We start from the raw sequence: 15,484 nt of genomic DNA, 5'->3' as shown, positions 1-15,484 counted from the left end.
ATATTAATGGTGAGTAATCACATACTCTAGACCACCAATAATTGCGGCTACTTGCCCTTGATTACATTCTTCATCTGTTACTTTCGGGCTATCAGGGTAAACTTCGGTAGTGGTGTGGAACGTACAGTTCGTTACGCTACCGCAAAGCCCAAGTTGATCCATTGGGTACAAGATAACGCCTTCTTGCACGACTTCTGAGCCAATAATCTCGCCTTTGTCATCCGCTGGTGCAATATGCGTCACTTTAGCGACTGATTTGATCACTGCCGCTTGAAAGTCAGATTGTGGGTTCTCGGTGTCACCTACTGTGTAGAAGCCATCAGGAATGATGTCTTCTTCATACTCGATGCCATCACGAGCAGCAAGCGCAGGGCGAAATTCTGTTTCATCGGTGTCGGTCGTTTCATGCAGATCGAAGTGAATCAACACATCACCAATTTCAGCTACTAGAGCTTGCAGTGCGGCAGACTCTTCCGCTGGGCTGTCTACATAGAATGAGCGGTTTGGGTCAATCGCTAATGGATTCCAACGATTGATGGTTTCATAACCCCACGGGCTTACACATGGTGCGACAACGATGTTGAAGTGCTCAGAGTAAGATTCAAGATGCTGATCTGCAAATAAAAGAGCGCCTTGAACGCCACTTGTTTCGTAGCCATGCACGCCACCCGAGATCAAAACGGTTGGCTTGGTGTTATTCCAATTGTTGCTCTTGATGCAAAACAATGGAAAGCGTTCGGCATCGTAAGAAAGGGCACCATATTGTTCCACATTAAAGCGTGCTTTTAACGCCTCAATTTTAGGCAGTACTTCTTCGCTGTATAGACGTTTAATTTGAGTCGACTCGCGCCAAGCTTGGCGATCATTGTCATCCCATTTTTGACCAGCAGTACCAAATGGGCAGATTGTTTGTGTTTTCATTATTAAGTTATTTATCAAATTAATTAGTTCTCAGGAGCATAGCGACAGAGTGATCACTATGCAAAAGGATTTCGAATCGGAGTTGTTACTCAATAGAGTTTGCTACGTCGCGTAATACTTGGGTTAACGCATCTACATTTTGTGCGCCGGAAATGAGATGCTTTTGATCAAATATGATCGCAGGGACGGCATTGATTCCGGCTTCTAGCCACTGCTGTTCGGTTTTGGCAACGGTTTTCGCCCATGCGGTATCATCTAAAATAACCGCCGCCGTTTGCTTATCAAGCCCAACGGACTGCGCTGCGTCTATAAGTACGTCGCTATCGGAGATGTCTTTATTCTCGGTGAAATAGGCACGGAAAAGCGCTAATTTTAATGCTTGTTGCTTGTGTTCACTTTGCGCCCAAAGCAGTAACTGGTGAGCCTTGCGTGTGTTGTAAATACGCATGTCATCGCTAAAATTGAACTCAAAATCAACGTCTGCGCCCAGTTGAGTGAGAGTCTCTCGGGCTGATTGACTAGCATTCGGCGTGGTGCCATATTTTTCAGCTAGATGTTGGCGTAAGTTCTGACCTTCAATGGGCATGGCAGGGTTTAATTCAAATGGGTGCCAATGAACTTCAGCGTTAATTTCATGGTCTAGACTTGCTAGCGCTTGTTTTAGACGACCAAAACCTATTATACACCAAGGGCAGACCACATCAGAGACGATATCGATACGCACGGTTTTCATCACACCACTCCATGACTAAGACGAAAAATTATTGTGCCGAAACTCGATATTTTGAGCCAGCGCTATTTTAATTTTAAGTCAGCATGTGTGATTTTGTAGCAAATAGTGATGTTGAATGTGGCAAAACCATGGTCAATTTTAAAGCTGTTGACTGGCGACTTTGGTCAGAAATGGTCTTGCCCACAAATGGTCTTTAGCATCAATGTAAAAGCCGCGTGATTACCAGAAAAAAGGCTGTTTACAACGTCATCCACTTTAGCTCCAGAGAGTACTCGTCTACGGGCTTCTCTTACCTTTAGGGCTAGTTGAAGATCTGTTGGCAGGGTGCTGCTTTGATCTGGTGCCCATTTTGAAATCTGCTTGCTGACAAAAGATTGCTGCAAGGTCGGTTTCAAACTCGGTAATTCGCTCAGTAACACGCGGTACAGGTTGACTCGGAGATCATGAGATTCTTCCATAGAGCTCAAACGGTTGACCACGGCCGTTGCTAATTCATTGAGTTCAACAAAACCAGCTTGTTTTGGCAGGCTCTGCTGCACGCGGCTTGAAACCTCGACCAGTGCGACTTTGGTTTGAGGAAAATAGCTGATAGAGGCTAAGCAATCAAATGGCAGCCACAGAGTTTGCCCTGCTTCAACAGCGTACTCGTGCTTACCAAGTCTTACCAGAGCTAAACCATCGCTAACACTCAGTAAGATATGCTTGAGTAGTTTTTTTCGTGGAGTAATTGATAAAAAGCCAAATTCTGTTGTCTGATGAGAGATAGAGTAGTGCATGGAAAAACTCGGTTTTTATGGGGCGCTAAGAGTAGCGTGTCTATTTGAAAAAAGCCATATGGCATTGCTAGAGAGCGACATTCCGGTCATGTTCTGGTCTGACCTTAGTGATTATGTGCGCATCTTAGCTGTCAAGAATCGATTCTATGCGTAGAATGACCGCGATTTGTCTCTGATATAGATTAAAATGACTATAAATACTGACCCTTATATTGATATACGTCCCTACAGTGATGACGAGGTCCCAGCTGCAATTGATCGCCTGATCCAAGACGATGAATTTATTGCTGCCATCTTACATCATCGATTTTCTAATCACGCGGCGTGGTTTAAAGCAATAATGACGCCGTTGGTAAAAGTATACCTGAAGCATAAGTGGTCAAAGCTAATGACCACTGAGTCAATACAGCTTGAAGTGAAAAAGTATTTACATCAAACCATAAATACCACGACGCGTGGTGTCACTTTTAGTGGGATGGACAAACTTGATAAGCAAGCAGCGTATTTGTTTGTCTCTAACCATCGTGATATTGCTATGGATCCTGCCTTAGTTAACTATGGTTTACATCAAAGTGAGCATAAGACGGTGCGTATCGCTATTGGCGATAATTTGCTTAAGAAGCAATGTGCTGCAGAATTAATGCGCTTGAACAAAAGCTTCATCGTTAAACGCTCTGCGAAAGCACCTCGTGAAATGATGAAAATGCTGGGTACACTCTCTTCTTACATCAAGCATTCATTGGAGACGGGCAATTCTATCTGGATTGCGCAAAGAGAAGGTCGTGCCAAAGATGGTAATGACTTCACCGAGCCGGCAATTTTGAAGATGTTCCATGTAGAAGGGCGTCGTCAAAAAATTGATTTTGCTACTTACATTCAGTCATTAAAAATAGTACCGGTGTCGATCTCTTATGAAAATGACCCTTGTGATGTAGCCAAAGCCCGTGAGCTGTATGAAAAGTCAGTTAATGGTTGCTATGAAAAGGGTGAATTTGAAGATATTGAAAGCATCATTCAAGGTATTGTTGGTGATAAAGGTCGAGTACATGTCGCATTTGGTGATGTTATAGATGAACTTTATGAAACACCGGATGCATTAGCAGCGGAAATTGACCGCCAAATACATACCAATTATAAGCTATTCCCAATCAACCAGCTTGCAGCGGGCGATATGAGTGTAGGGGCTGAGGTAGAGTCGGTGATGAATGCCAAGCTTGCACAATTACCTGAAGGTGCGCATCAATTCCTTATTGATAGCTACGCCAACCCGGTAAGAAATCACGGAGAAGGTAACGCTTAGCTCAGTATCAAGAGACAATTAAAACTAAAGGCAGCCTAGGCTGCCTTTTTTGTGTCTGGCTGAATGCGAAATTAGCGTTGAACTGCACCACCGAGCGTTAAACTTTCGGGCCACTTGGTAATGTGGTTTCCGCCTAAGAAGATGTTGCCATTGACAGTCATTGTATTCGGAAATTGGTTGATTTTGGAGCCACCAATGTAGAGATCACCCTGAATAATAATACCTTCAGGGAGTGATGTTAAAGGCGTACGAACTACGTTGAGATCACCCTTCACTCGCATACGACTTGGCAGTTTTTCCAATGGCGTGTCGGAAAAATTAAGATAGCCACCCACTTTTATGCCATTTGGCCAGCGTTTTATCTGTGAGCCGAGAAAATTTGCGTAACCTTTAATTGACGTTCCTTTTCCCAACTTAGCCAGTGCGCTGTTAGCGGCATTTAAACTGCCGTCAATTGTTGTGCCTGCAGGAAGGCTTTTGATTTGAGTTTTAGCAATATTGAGATTGCCTTTTATTTCAATACCGGCAGGCAGCTCCGTATACGGCTTATTTCTTAAATCCAAATTGCCGTAATTGTCGAGGTGGTTGAGGATTCGATAACTATCCAGTGCTTGACCGGTTGCGGCAGCAGAAATGAATAAAATCAGTGTACAAAGACGTCGAAGCATAAGTTAGGCATAGAAAGTGACTTTGTGGTCAGTATTCACAAGCCACTCAAATAGGTCAACTACTATTGCCAATTTGGATTGGTGAACGCTAAGAGCGGTTTATTTGAAATAAGGCGTATAACTACACGCTGCGCATTGCCGGCGCTATTGTCTTGTTCAAGGCGTTGATAAATATAATGAATGGTTGAATCGGATCTAGGTGGAAATGAATGGTCACAGGGGAAGAAAAGCGGGCGGGCGCCCGCTTTATACCCGTCATACTTGAAGTTGCAGCGGTGTTGGCTGTGTTCGTGCGCCCCAATCACATAGTTCATCTATGCTCAGGGGATTTTCTTACTTGCCGCCTACCTGCATCTTCAAGTTTCTTGGGTATAGAAACTAGCGAGATAGAGAGCGAGTTTTCAATTCAAAAATTAGCTTTTCGGCGCTAACTTCGAATTTAAAACGTACTGTAAGCTCAGTCGTCTCATCTGTTAGTTCAGTTGTTTCGTATTGAACTTCAGCACAAACTTGTTTTGCAAGGTCAGCATACTTTGCCAATTCTGCTTCAATAAGTTGCTTGTTTTGAGCGAAAATAGTTACTTCAGCAACTTCGTCGCCTTCTTTGATGATGAAACCTATTTCACCAGCACAACCACATGCTTCGCATACTTGAGCTTCGTGTTCGGTACTCATTGCTATATCCTCTTCAAATAATTACGGTCATTTTATCGATATATTTTAATATTATCCATAAAAATGAAGTGGTAACAAAATAATCAATATAAGTTTGCAATCGGTTGTGTAGAAAATTTATTGCATAATTGTATAGGATTTAACAAACTTTGTGTGATTTCGGTCATATAGATTAGAATTAAACAGTCAGAAGGATGTCAGGACGCTGTGCGTTTAGTTGTAAGTGTTCTAGTTTTGTAACACTATCCAAGACGATTTTATTTATAACGAATTATAAACGACTCCAGTTCTCATTCGTGTTGTTATTGGATCATTAATGAGAAAAAGGTGTTCCTAGATTAATTTAGCCATCGAGGGAGAAAAGTAGCGTGATAAGATACTTTTCTAAAGTTTTTAGCAGTAATGCATTGTTGCTGTGGTTAAATTAAAAAAATTACAGATTTAACTAGTCCCTATTTTAAGACTCATTTGAGTCCAATGGATTTACAAACAGAAGAGCCAAAACATGCCGAAGCGTAGTAAAGAAGATACCGAAATCACAATACAAAAGATTATGGATGCTGTTGTTGATCAACTTCTGCGTCTTGGTTATGACAAGATGTCCTACACCACACTTAGCCAGCAGACTGGAGTTTCTCGCACAGGGATAAGCCATCATTTTCCAAAGAAAACAGATTTTACAGCGGCTTTAGATGGCCGTATTTTTAAAATGTTTGTTGAACATATAAACTTTGATGCGAGCTTGAATGAATTTTCAGATAGCTGGATTAAGGCACTTGATAATAGTGAGTTCTTAGCTATTTTGCGTTTGCTGTTTCATCATATTGTAACTTCTGAAAATGCTCATGAGTTTGCGGCGAATGGTATTGAACGTCTATATAAAGCGGTTGACGTTAAATTTGGTAAAGAAAGTGCGAAAGAACTTGAGTGGTTGATTGGTAAATCATTGATTAAAATGGCTTACTAAACACCATCTGAATTTGTCGATAAAAAGCCAGCATTCGTATGCTGGCTTTTTCGTATTTTAAGCTCGATAGCAATGAAAAACGAATATTGATGGATATAGCGAATTACGGCATTAACCACCCGAGTTTAAAGCTGTTTGGTGGTATTAAACCGTATCTGACACTATAACTATCTGTTACAATTTGTTTATAACTAAACCAATGGCAGTGGGTACTACGATGTCTTTTCCCGTATTAATCTGTGATGATTCAGCGCTAGCGCGTAAGCAGATGGCTCGCTCTCTACCTGCATCGCTTAACGCAGAGATTAGCTTTGCTGTTCATGGGTTTGATGCCCTAGAACAACTAGAAAAACAACCATTTAAGATCATGTTCCTTGACCTCACCATGCCGGAGTTGGATGGTTTTGGTACTTTGGAAGAGCTGAGAAAACGCGCTATAGATGTGAATGTAGTCGTCGTTTCCGGTGATATTCAACCAAAAGCCAAAGAACGTGTGATGGCGCTTGGCGCTAAAGCTTTTCTACAAAAGCCGATTGATCAACAGGCTCTAAAACAAGTATTAGCCGAGTTGGTGTTACCAACCGAGCGAAGCACAGCCGCTTATATTCCTTCCGCTCCAGTGCTTTCCCCTGCGTTGCGTCGTCGTGATATTTATATGGAAGTGGCGAACGTTTCGATTGGTCGCGCTGCCGATGCTTTGGCTCGCCATTTTGATGTGTTTGTACACCTACCATTGCCCAACGTAAATATCTTTGAGGTCAGTGAGTTACATATGGCGCTGCGCGATCTTTCGAACAATGATCAGGTCTCTGGAGTGTGTCAGGGCTTTAGCGGTGAAGGAATCGCGGGAGAAGCGCTGGTATTACTCAGTGATTCAAGTGTTTCTGATCTAAAGAAACTAATGAAGATCCCGGCAGACAGTGACGAGTTGGAAGAGCTCGAACTGCTAATGGATGTATCTAACATCTTAGTTGGTTCATTCCTACAAGGTCTTGGTCAGCAAGTTGAAGTGCGTTTCTTTCAAAGCTCCCCAGTTCTACTTGGGCAACATATCTCAATCGATTCAGTGATTAACTCAACTGCTGGTACCTTTAAAAAGACCATGACATTTGAGGTTAGCTATGTCATTGACGGTACATCAATTCGTTGTGATTTACTGTTTATGTTTGTCGATGATTCTTTACCGTTATTGGATAATAAGTTGTCATACCTAATGGAGGATGCGTAATGTTACATCTGCCTGCAGAATTTGAGCAGTTCCATTGGATGGTTGATATGGTACAAAATGTCGACTTGGGGCTGGTGGTGTTAGATCGAGATCATAATGTCCAAGTTTGGAATGGCTTCATGACGCATCACAGTGGCATTCAAGCCCATGATGCTATTGGAAAATCACTGTTCGAGGTGTTTCCTGAAATTCAGCCTGAATGGTTCAAACTCAAAACCAAGCCTGTGTATGATTTAGGTTGCCGCAGCTTCATTACTTGGCAGCAAAGACATTATTTGTTTAAGTGTCGAAATGTTCGCCCTGTAACGCAACAAGCGGATTATATGTATCAAAACATCACACTGAATCCGATGCGCACCCCAACGGGTGAAATACGCTCATTATTTCTATCTGTCCAAGATGCGACTGCAGAAGCGTTGGCTTCCAAAGCGTAAAGACAATTGTTCATCATGAACCGCATAAATGAAGGCTAGCTTAATATAAGCTAGCCTTTTTAGTATCAGCCTAGTGCTTGCCCGTAAATAATAAGGAAATGTTATGTCGCAACCCAAGCCGCTAAACATACAACCGTTGTATCAAGCGCAGCAAGTGAAAGCAGGGGAGGTGGAGGCTGCAAAACTCACAGGTCTCAGTATGTATCAACTCATGCTTTCGGCTGGCGAGGCGGTGTTTAACAAAGTCATAGAGCTTTATGGCAGTGATGTAACAATGCTCGTGCTTTGCGGTGGGGGCAATAATGGCGGTGATGGGTATGTGGTTGCCAAACTCGCTGTTGAACGGGGGATAAAGGTAACGGTTTGGGCCGCAACATTGCCTGATAAACTAACCGGTGATGCAAAGCGTGCCTATCAAGATTACCTATTAGCGGGTGGACACATAGTCCAATGCTACACCTGTCCACTCGATAACTTTGATGTGGCAATAGATGCATTATTGGGCACTGGGTTAAGTGGCAAAGTGCGCGATTCGCTTGGTGTATTGATTGACCAAGTGAACAACTCACACATTGAAACAGTTTCCGTCGATGTGCCTTCAGGTTTGTGCAGTGATACCGGAAGAGTATTAGGGTACTGCATTCGAGCGAGTCACACTGTTACCTTTATTGGTATCAAACGAGGATTAGTGACGGGACAAGCCAGAACGTTTGTTGGTCACTTGCATTTCTCAGGTCTAGGGGTGAATGAACAATTTGACCAAATGCAAACGACTAAAATTTGGTTGGATTCTTCACAGCTTATCTATCCGTTAAAACAGCGTGACGCTTGCGCCCATAAAGGCACACAAGGGAAAGCATTACTTGTCGGCGGAGACTACGGATTGGGTGGTGCCATTTTAATTGCCGCAAATGCGTGTCTTAAATCAGGTTCAGGATTAACCGCTTGTTTAACCGAAGAGAGAAACCTTACAGCCGGATTGGTTTCTACCCCTGAGGTGATGTTTGCCACGTGGAGCGAAGGAAATCTCAGCCAAAGACTGGATTGGTGTAACGCTTTTGCTCTTGGTCCAGGGCTCGGTAAAACGATTCATGCTCAGCAAATATTTGAAAGGGCATCAATTAGTGCGAAGCCAAAAGTGCTTGATGCCGATGCACTGAGTTTTTTGGCTCAAAATCCAAGTAAGGATGACCGACGGATCATCACGCCTCACCCAGGTGAAGCGGCAAATCTATTAGCCTGTTCGATTGATGACATAGAGAAAAACCGATATCAAGCAGTGGTTCAACTGCAACAGCGTTATGGTGGGGTTGTGGTTTTAAAAGGTGCCGGAACATTAGTTTGTACAGAGAAAGGCACTTACGTTTGTAGCGCAGGCAATGCTGGCATGGCAACAGGCGGCATGGGAGATACGTTAACGGGTATTACTGTTGCTCTGTTAGCGCAATCGTACACACCGGATATGGCAGCAAGAATTGCAGTGATGCTACATAGTTGTGCTGCCGATTATAACGTTTCATCCAATGGACAGTGTGGTCTTACTGCAACAGATGTGGTGAATAGTATCCGCTATGTTATTCACCACATCTAACGGATTGATTGGTACTTTAATTGCTCATCAATCCGTTGTTTTTAGCGCCTAAAAGTAGTAGTTGCCGTTGACTGAAAACGTTGAAATGTCCCAAGTGTCATCGGCGAGTTGGTAATTATAATTTAGGCTAATGTTAAGGTTTTTGGTCCAAGGAGACATCATACCAACGCCAACTTCGACATATGGGCTGGTTACGCTTTCTTTATTTTTTTTAAATGAGAGTGAGCTTTGATCCCAGTATTCTTGAGTAATACGCAGCGCGCTTACGCCTGTTTTTGCAAGGAAGTTAACGCGTCCCATATAGTGTTCTAATTTTATACCAGCGCCGAACCCATCTGCTTCTACGGTAAAGTCATTACTCCCTTGTGATAAATTGGAGTTAAATGAATTTGCGCGCGTATAGTGTAGATCCAAAGCGAAAAAAGGCGTCAAATTGTAATTATAACCACCTTGAAAATAGAGCCCGCTTTGTGAGTGACTGTCTTTGCTAAACGTAGACACGCCTGTTTGTCCATAAAATGAGTGCTGGCTAGCCGCAAGTACAGAAGTAGCGCTAAAAATTGATGTTACGACAGTAAGCGAAATGAGTGTGAGACGATGCATATCAAGAACCTTAATTAGAATATTTTACATAACTATAACGAATGGCGTCCTGTTTATAAAGAATAAAATTTAGTGAAAGAGATAAAAAATTGATAATTGGGGTTGATTCGAAGCCGGTTTTTATTAGGGGATTGAACTGTTACGAGGTGATCTAATTCACATACTGACCATGTTGATAACAATAGTGCTGCCGTAGCAACGAAAACGCTTACGCAAAGGTTTGCTAAAAACGATGTTAACTCAATGAAAAATAAAAAGTTATGGTATTTGGAGGGAGATTTGATTTTGCTGGATATGCAAGAGAACCCAACTGTATCACAAAAAAAATAGAATTATCAGACTTGCGATAAAGAAATCACAACCTATAATGCTGAAAACCGGAGCGTCTGCAAACGCTCCGGTTTTTTTGTGTCCGACAAATAGTAATTACGTCTGCAAACCTAATTACTAACGCACTCTGCTGTGACACATAGCTATATGAATCAAGGAATTACACAATGCGTATCGAACAAGAACTTAAGTTAGGCTTCAAAGATGTACTGTTTCGCCCGAAGCGTTCAACACTAAAAAGTCGTTCTCAAGTAAATTTAACCCGCGATTTTACATTCAAGCATAGTGGTCGTCAATGGTCTGGTGTGCCTGTCATTGCTGCGAATATGGACTCTGTGGGTAGCTTTGCTATGGCAAAAGCCCTAGCTGAGCATGGTGTAATGACTGCTGTTCACAAACACTACACAGTGGATGATTGGTCTGAGTTTGTAAAAGGTGCCGATAAGTCAGTATTGAACAACGTTATGGTTTCTACTGGTACCTCAGAAGCTGACTTCGAAAAGACTAAGCAAATAATGGCTTTTAGCGACGAGCTGATCTTTATCTGTGTTGATATTGCTAACGGATATTCAGAGCATTTAGTCGAGTACGTACAGAGAGTGCGTGCAGAGTTTCCTGACAAAGTAATCTCAGCTGGTAACGTAGTGACTGGCGACATGTGTGAAGAGCTTATTCTTGCTGGTGCGGATATCGTTAAAGTTGGTATTGGTCCGGGTTCCGTGTGTACAACTCGCGTTAAAACTGGTGTGGGTTACCCGCAACTTTCAGCAATCATTGAATGTGGTGATGCAGCGCACGGCTTAGGTGGCATGATCATCGGTGATGGTGGTTGCTCTTGCGCTGGTGATGTATCAAAAGCCTTTGGTGGCGGTGCTGATTTTGTCATGCTAGGCGGAATGCTAGCGGGTCATGAAGAGTCAGGCGGTGAAGTGATTGAACAAGACGGTAAGTCTTTCATGAAATTCTACGGAATGTCTTCACAGTCAGCAATGGCGAAGCACTCTGGCGGCGTTGCAAAATACCGTGCCGCTGAAGGAAAAACCGTGCTATTGCCATTCCGTGGCAGCGTGCATGACACCATTTCAGACATCCTTGGCGGCGTACGCTCAACGTGTACATATGTAGGCGCAGCAAAGCTTAAAGAGCTAACAAAGCGCACGACATTTATCCGCGTGGCAGAGCAAGAAAACAACGTATACGGTAAAGAGTGAAACTAGAAAGTTTCGGAAAATTCGAATAATTGAGAGCCGCTTTTTGCGGCTCTTTTTTTGCCTGAAATTTGGAAAGTGTCTACAAAGTGTCTACACCTGAGGCACTTTTATTTTGTTCAAATGGTGAAAAGTGCATGTCTATTCGAATATATGCATTTATAGAAAGGCGAGGGGATTCTTTTCAATGGTCTCTGCTAAGTGATCGGGAGCGAAATGCGCATACCGCATCGTCATTGAAATGTCGGCATGCCCAAGCACATCACGCAATACCAAAATATTACCGCCATTCATCATGAAGTGGCTGGCAAACGTATGGCGAAGCACATGCGATGCTTGTCCTTTAGGAAGGTAGATGCCTAGTTTATTCTTAAGAATGTAGCAGAAGGGCGTATAGCACTCTTCAAACAGCTTTCCAGAGTTAGGTTTGTATATTTCTTCATAAAGCGCATTGGATATTGGGACGGTGCGGTTTTTCTTTGTCTTGGTATTGGTATAAGTGATTTTATACTTGCTCAGCTGGCTACCGCGTAACTGCGCTGCTTCGTTCCATCGTGCGCCTGTTGCAAGGCATATCTTGACTATCTTCAACATATCACTGCGATTATGTTGGGTAACTAACTCAATGAGTTGAGGAAGCTTCTCTTTAGGAATGAATGCCATCTCGCGTTCAGCTTCTCTAAATGGTTTCAACTCTTCAAGTGGATGCGGCAAGTCCCATTCACCCAGTTCTTTCAACTTGCTGAACACCGCTTTAAATCTCGCCAGTTCAGAATTTAACGTTGATACGCTTGGCGCACCTTTCTGCCAGCGGTTATCGACAAAGTTAATTTGTCCTGCCATTCGAAGGCTGCGGAACTCGCCATACATCTTTGCGGTAAACAAAGTGGCAATAGGGTTGTTCATGGCTTCAACCATCAGTTTGAACTTCTGATAGATTACATCGCCATTAACTAGCGTTCTTCCATAGTGCCGATACCAAACATCAATCACATCAGAGAGCCGTCGGTAATCACTCTTTGCGCCTAACCATGGCTTTTCGTCCAACTCCTTCATGGTGAACTTTTCAAATGCGACAGCTTCACCTTTGGTCGCAAAGCGTTTACGGATACGTTTTCCACTGCGCCCGCTTGGGTAGCAATCACAAACCCAAGGTTTGGGTGAACCGTCTTTTAAGTTTCGGGTAGACATATAGAACTCGATAGACTGTATATATGGACAGTATAATTCGCGGTATAACGAGTAACAATGTTTTAAATAGAACCAAAAGAACATGCTTTATTTCAGTGGTTTGATGCTTTTTTAAAATAATTCTTCACTGAGTTGAGTGAGTTTTTTTCCTTTGATGTAGTGCTGAATTACTTGTATCGGGCAAGTATATAAGCATTTAATAGCAGGGTATTCAGTGTCTTCAAGTTTGCCTGTTTGACGGTTTTTCATGTGAGCGCTAGCGACAACTCCATTTTCACCTGGAAAAATGAACGCATTGCTTACTTGCGCTGATTCACTATAAATTCCGAGTGCTTTGGCATAAAAAAACTGTTTCACTAGGTCGGACCAGCCTGGAGCATTTTTGGAACTCTTTCTTGTTTCGTAGTACTTTGCATCCGCAACTGCGAAGTGGTCTGTGCCTGGTTTTCGTAGCACTATGTCAGTTCTTTGTCCTTTCGATGGTGCTTCAACTATGCTTCCGTCAGTTAATTTATAAGCTGGGATTGGCAATTGATGATTAACTTTTACTGTCCAATTTAAAGTCTCATGAAGCATAGCCTCCCACATGCCATGAAAGTGCTTCATTCCCATAACAAAATTATTGTTATCCTGTCCTCTAATTTCTTCTAGAAAAGCGATTAAATGGTTAATAAGTTCTATATCACGGGTCGCATAATGTGAATGACGTTGAGCTTTTAAATGTGCAATTTGAGCCTGTATTTTTCCTGATGGTTTAGGAATGCCTTGAAGTGAACTTGAGATATGAGATTTTTTTGGGGAAATAAGCCAACTGAATTGGTCACCTAATATTCGGATGACATCTGCATGTATTCTAGAGATCTCATCACCAATAAATCTATAACTTAACTCACCGTCTATATCTAAGTAAACTGGAGCACTGTTGCTTAAGAAAGCAGTCCGTCTGCTAATAGTTTTTTTCCAATTTGCTTTGCCACTATTTACAACCTTTCTTTGCTTACGCTTGCAAAATAGCCCGTTGATTCGAAAATCATTCAGTAGCCATATGATTGCACTCAATCGATTCAAACCAGAGAAGTCGCTGCCTTCGTCGTTTGCGTTAACTTGGTTGTTCTTTGTTGTCGAATATCGATGAACCGCAGCCATCATTTCTGATGCCAGTAAAATTTTCCCCTCTTGCTCAGCGATAGAAATGGAAGTAGCCCTAGGCAAAAAACAGTTTAGATTTCCGTCTGAATAGGTTAATCCACAGAAAGAAACATTTTTACCGCCCACGGTAACCAAGCCCCTTTTTTTTAACTCTATTTGCAATTCCTTGCTGAGAGTTCTAAGCGGAGCTCTATCATTATGTAGAGTTAAGCATAACTTCATAGGTTGCCTTTATGCTCGTTCTTCGTGTGCCAAAGTAAGCTGATACAATTTTTCGGAAATACTGTCTCTAAGAACGTTGTTCTTAGCATCGTAAGCTTTTATTAGCTGACCATATGTGGTTAGCTCAACTTGGTCGCTGCCTTCGTCGATATATTCAGCGAAGACTGCTCCGCGCTGACCATGGCGGAGAACGTCGTCCCACAGGTACATAAAGAGCTTTCCTTTGAGGGCACTGGCTCCATTGTCATTTAGTTCCGAACTATCAAGGAAGCGATGACCTAATAATTTATCTTCGGGTATATGATCTTCTGCTAATGCTTCGTTAATAGTTTTAGCGAAATGACTCCATTTGACGAGTTTCACTTCTACGTCACCAGTTGGTGTTTCAAGTGGTAGAGGTAAAGTACCGTCAGCTGCATTATCGTAATCCAGTGGCAGATATTCAAACAACCACCGACGCTTAAAAGCCGTATCTAATGGCATTACTGCTTGATCACTACTGTTCATGGTTGCAAGCAACGACAAATTCGATGGAATGTATAGCTTACCATCGGCAAAGAAGTTATTTGTTTTACTATTTAAGTATGCAAGCCAATCTGGGTCAGATACATGTATTGGATACTTACTTTTACGTGTGATATCACGATCAAGTAATTGGAAGATCTCGCCAAAGGCAGCAGCTGCTGCTGCTCGGTTTATCTCCTCAATCACTAAAGTACATTTTGCCTCGGGATGTGTTACTGCGTGGACGATTGCATCAGTAAAACTACCAGGGCGAAACGAGTAGTTAATATCTCTGCCTACCATTGCTGGTTTTAGGCTCCCAATAAAATCACTGTATTGTGTATCTGGGTGAAAAACTGTGCGGAACGTATCCACTACATTTGTTTTTTGATCGATGGTATAGCTTTTCCCTGTGCCTGGTGCGCCGTAGTAGATTTTGTTGATGCCAGTAGTGATATGTGCGTTTGATGGCTCGATTGCATCTAGATATATATCGCGCCCAAGCAATTGCGTTTCTAAGTAATCAATTGCGTTATCAAAGTATTCTTCAGATATTTGGATATCTTTGTCTTGATAATCATCTAAGTCATTGGCAGCTACAATTATTTTATTTAGAGCTATGAACAAAGGTAAAGTTTGTACGGTACACAAAGCATGTGTTACATCATGGGTCAATATGCGAGAAAATAACCCACGCCAAGTAGCTTCAACGTAATGAGTATGAGGAAGTAGCTGTTCTAAATTGTCTCTGAGATCTTTTAGGGCTTGAGTTGCTTCTTCAACGGTGATTGAAAATTGCTTGCCATTACTGTTTGAAAGTTTGAAAGCAGGGGATGCAGAACGATAGGCTAGTTCTGTTGTGCTTTGAAGTTCCGTACACTTTTCAATAAATTCATCAATTCTCATTATTAAGCCTATTTTTAATTATTTGCCTGTTTAGATACACAGTGTTACTATCGCCGGGACTAAAACCGGATAAGCTGT

General features: G+C 42.3%; 16 protein-coding genes. 7 read left to right on the top strand and 9 right to left on the bottom strand.

Annotated features, from left to right (window positions below):
- Positions 1 to 3: 3 nt before the first annotated feature.
- The 3 genes from L4C38_RS07155 to L4C38_RS07145 form a co-directional block, all read right to left on the bottom strand.
- Complete coding sequence (locus tag L4C38_RS07155) at positions 4 to 921, bottom strand: M14 family metallopeptidase (protein WP_428796849.1); 918 nt, start codon at positions 919 to 921, stop codon at positions 4 to 6.
- An 85-nt stretch (positions 922 to 1,006) separates the two neighbouring features.
- Positions 1,007 to 1,654, bottom strand: a complete 648-nt coding sequence (locus tag L4C38_RS07150) for a DsbA family oxidoreductase (protein ID WP_428796848.1) — start codon at positions 1,652 to 1,654, stop codon at positions 1,007 to 1,009.
- Positions 1,655 to 1,818: 164 nt separating this feature from the next.
- On the bottom strand, positions 1,819 to 2,430 hold the full coding sequence (locus L4C38_RS07145) for an AraC family transcriptional regulator (RefSeq protein ID WP_428796847.1): 612 nt from the start codon (positions 2,428 to 2,430) through the stop codon (positions 1,819 to 1,821).
- Here L4C38_RS07145 and L4C38_RS07140 point away from each other — a divergent pair.
- Positions 2,429 to 2,584 (top strand): hypothetical protein, encoded by a 156-nt coding sequence (locus L4C38_RS07140; protein ID WP_428796846.1) that lies wholly within the window; start codon positions 2,429 to 2,431, stop codon positions 2,582 to 2,584. The two genes, L4C38_RS07145 and L4C38_RS07140, sit on opposite strands and share 2 nt — an antisense overlap.
- A 33-nt stretch (positions 2,585 to 2,617) precedes the next feature.
- On the top strand, positions 2,618 to 3,730 hold the full coding sequence (locus L4C38_RS07135) for a 1-acyl-sn-glycerol-3-phosphate acyltransferase (RefSeq protein WP_428796845.1): 1,113 nt from the start codon (positions 2,618 to 2,620) through the stop codon (positions 3,728 to 3,730).
- A gap of 71 nt (positions 3,731 to 3,801) precedes the next feature.
- Here L4C38_RS07135 and L4C38_RS07130 read toward each other — a convergent pair whose 3' ends face one another.
- Complete coding sequence (locus tag L4C38_RS07130; protein WP_428796844.1) at positions 3,802 to 4,398, bottom strand: hypothetical protein; 597 nt, start codon at positions 4,396 to 4,398, stop codon at positions 3,802 to 3,804.
- A 378-nt stretch (positions 4,399 to 4,776) separates the two neighbouring features.
- On the bottom strand, positions 4,777 to 5,073 hold the full coding sequence (locus L4C38_RS07125; RefSeq protein ID WP_428796843.1) for a DUF406 family protein: 297 nt from the start codon (positions 5,071 to 5,073) through the stop codon (positions 4,777 to 4,779).
- Between the two features lie 505 nt (positions 5,074 to 5,578).
- Here L4C38_RS07125 and L4C38_RS07120 point away from each other — a divergent pair.
- The 4 genes from L4C38_RS07120 to L4C38_RS07105 all read left to right on the top strand — a co-directional run bounded on the left by L4C38_RS07120 (position 5,579) and on the right by L4C38_RS07105 (position 9,293).
- Complete coding sequence (locus L4C38_RS07120) at positions 5,579 to 6,040, top strand: TetR/AcrR family transcriptional regulator (protein ID WP_428796842.1); 462 nt, start codon at positions 5,579 to 5,581, stop codon at positions 6,038 to 6,040.
- 217 nt (positions 6,041 to 6,257) lie between these two features.
- The gene (locus L4C38_RS07115; protein ID WP_428796841.1) at positions 6,258 to 7,268 is read left to right on the top strand and encodes a response regulator; all 1,011 of its coding nucleotides are present in this window, start codon (positions 6,258 to 6,260) and stop codon (positions 7,266 to 7,268) included.
- A complete protein-coding gene (locus L4C38_RS07110) occupies positions 7,268 to 7,702 on the top strand; it encodes a PAS domain-containing protein (RefSeq protein ID WP_428796840.1) in 435 nt (144 codons plus the stop codon). Before L4C38_RS07115 ends, L4C38_RS07110 begins: the two co-directional genes overlap by 1 nt.
- A gap of 103 nt (positions 7,703 to 7,805) precedes the next feature.
- A complete protein-coding gene (locus L4C38_RS07105) occupies positions 7,806 to 9,293 on the top strand; it encodes an NAD(P)H-hydrate dehydratase (protein WP_428796839.1) in 1,488 nt (495 codons plus the stop codon).
- 48 nt (positions 9,294 to 9,341) lie between these two features.
- Here L4C38_RS07105 and L4C38_RS07100 read toward each other — a convergent pair whose 3' ends face one another.
- Positions 9,342 to 9,896: an outer membrane beta-barrel protein gene (locus tag L4C38_RS07100; RefSeq protein ID WP_428796838.1), complete on the bottom strand. Its 555-nt coding sequence runs from the start codon at positions 9,894 to 9,896 to the stop codon at positions 9,342 to 9,344.
- A gap of 497 nt (positions 9,897 to 10,393) precedes the next feature.
- Between L4C38_RS07100 and L4C38_RS07095 the strand changes: the two genes are divergently transcribed.
- Positions 10,394 to 11,437 (top strand): GMP reductase, encoded by a 1,044-nt coding sequence (locus tag L4C38_RS07095; protein WP_428796837.1) that lies wholly within the window; start codon positions 10,394 to 10,396, stop codon positions 11,435 to 11,437.
- A gap of 156 nt (positions 11,438 to 11,593) precedes the next feature.
- Here L4C38_RS07095 and L4C38_RS07090 read toward each other — a convergent pair whose 3' ends face one another.
- From L4C38_RS07090 to L4C38_RS07080, 3 genes are all read right to left on the bottom strand, one after another.
- Positions 11,594 to 12,625 carry a phage integrase gene (locus L4C38_RS07090; RefSeq protein WP_428796836.1) on the bottom strand — a complete coding sequence of 344 codons (1,032 nt, stop codon included), beginning with the start codon at positions 12,623 to 12,625 and terminating at the stop codon, positions 11,594 to 11,596.
- A 111-nt stretch (positions 12,626 to 12,736) separates the two neighbouring features.
- A complete protein-coding gene (locus tag L4C38_RS07085; protein ID WP_428796835.1) occupies positions 12,737 to 13,996 on the bottom strand; it encodes an LlaJI family restriction endonuclease in 1,260 nt (419 codons plus the stop codon).
- Between the two features lie 9 nt (positions 13,997 to 14,005).
- A complete protein-coding gene (locus L4C38_RS07080) occupies positions 14,006 to 15,406 on the bottom strand; it encodes an AAA family ATPase (protein WP_428796834.1) in 1,401 nt (466 codons plus the stop codon).
- Between the last annotated feature and the right edge of the window lie 78 nt (positions 15,407 to 15,484).

Origin of the sequence: Vibrio kasasachensis, assembly GCF_050337565.1 — a bacterium.
In the GTDB taxonomy this organism is placed as follows: Bacteria; Pseudomonadota; Gammaproteobacteria; order Enterobacterales; family Vibrionaceae; genus Vibrio; species Vibrio kasasachensis.
The sequence above is the reverse complement of the archived record's forward strand: the minus strand, read 5'-3'. Positions and strand labels throughout refer to the sequence as shown.

Coding starts and splice junctions, on each gene's coding strand:
- L4C38_RS07125 (WP_428796843.1), bottom strand. CDS start 5,073: ATGAGTACCGAACACGAAGCTCAAGTATGCGAAGCATGTGGTTGTGCT.
- L4C38_RS07105 (WP_428796839.1), top strand. CDS start 7,806: ATGTCGCAACCCAAGCCGCTAAACATACAACCGTTGTATCAAGCGCAG.
- L4C38_RS07090 (WP_428796836.1), bottom strand. CDS start 12,625: ATGTCTACCCGAAACTTAAAAGACGGTTCACCCAAACCTTGGGTTTGT.
- L4C38_RS07115 (WP_428796841.1), top strand. CDS start 6,258: ATGTCTTTTCCCGTATTAATCTGTGATGATTCAGCGCTAGCGCGTAAG.
- L4C38_RS07140 (WP_428796846.1), top strand. CDS start 2,429: ATGGAAAAACTCGGTTTTTATGGGGCGCTAAGAGTAGCGTGTCTATTT.
- L4C38_RS07095 (WP_428796837.1), top strand. CDS start 10,394: ATGCGTATCGAACAAGAACTTAAGTTAGGCTTCAAAGATGTACTGTTT.
- L4C38_RS07155 (WP_428796849.1), bottom strand. CDS start 921: ATGAAAACACAAACAATCTGCCCATTTGGTACTGCTGGTCAAAAATGG.
- L4C38_RS07145 (WP_428796847.1), bottom strand. CDS start 2,430: ATGCACTACTCTATCTCTCATCAGACAACAGAATTTGGCTTTTTATCA.
- L4C38_RS07080 (WP_428796834.1), bottom strand. CDS start 15,406: ATGAGAATTGATGAATTTATTGAAAAGTGTACGGAACTTCAAAGCACA.
- L4C38_RS07130 (WP_428796844.1), bottom strand. CDS start 4,398: ATGCTTCGACGTCTTTGTACACTGATTTTATTCATTTCTGCTGCCGCA.
- L4C38_RS07120 (WP_428796842.1), top strand. CDS start 5,579: ATGCCGAAGCGTAGTAAAGAAGATACCGAAATCACAATACAAAAGATT.
- L4C38_RS07135 (WP_428796845.1), top strand. CDS start 2,618: ATGACTATAAATACTGACCCTTATATTGATATACGTCCCTACAGTGAT.
- L4C38_RS07110 (WP_428796840.1), top strand. CDS start 7,268: ATGTTACATCTGCCTGCAGAATTTGAGCAGTTCCATTGGATGGTTGAT.
- L4C38_RS07085 (WP_428796835.1), bottom strand. CDS start 13,996: ATGAAGTTATGCTTAACTCTACATAATGATAGAGCTCCGCTTAGAACT.
- L4C38_RS07100 (WP_428796838.1), bottom strand. CDS start 9,896: ATGCATCGTCTCACACTCATTTCGCTTACTGTCGTAACATCAATTTTT.
- L4C38_RS07150 (WP_428796848.1), bottom strand. CDS start 1,654: ATGAAAACCGTGCGTATCGATATCGTCTCTGATGTGGTCTGCCCTTGG.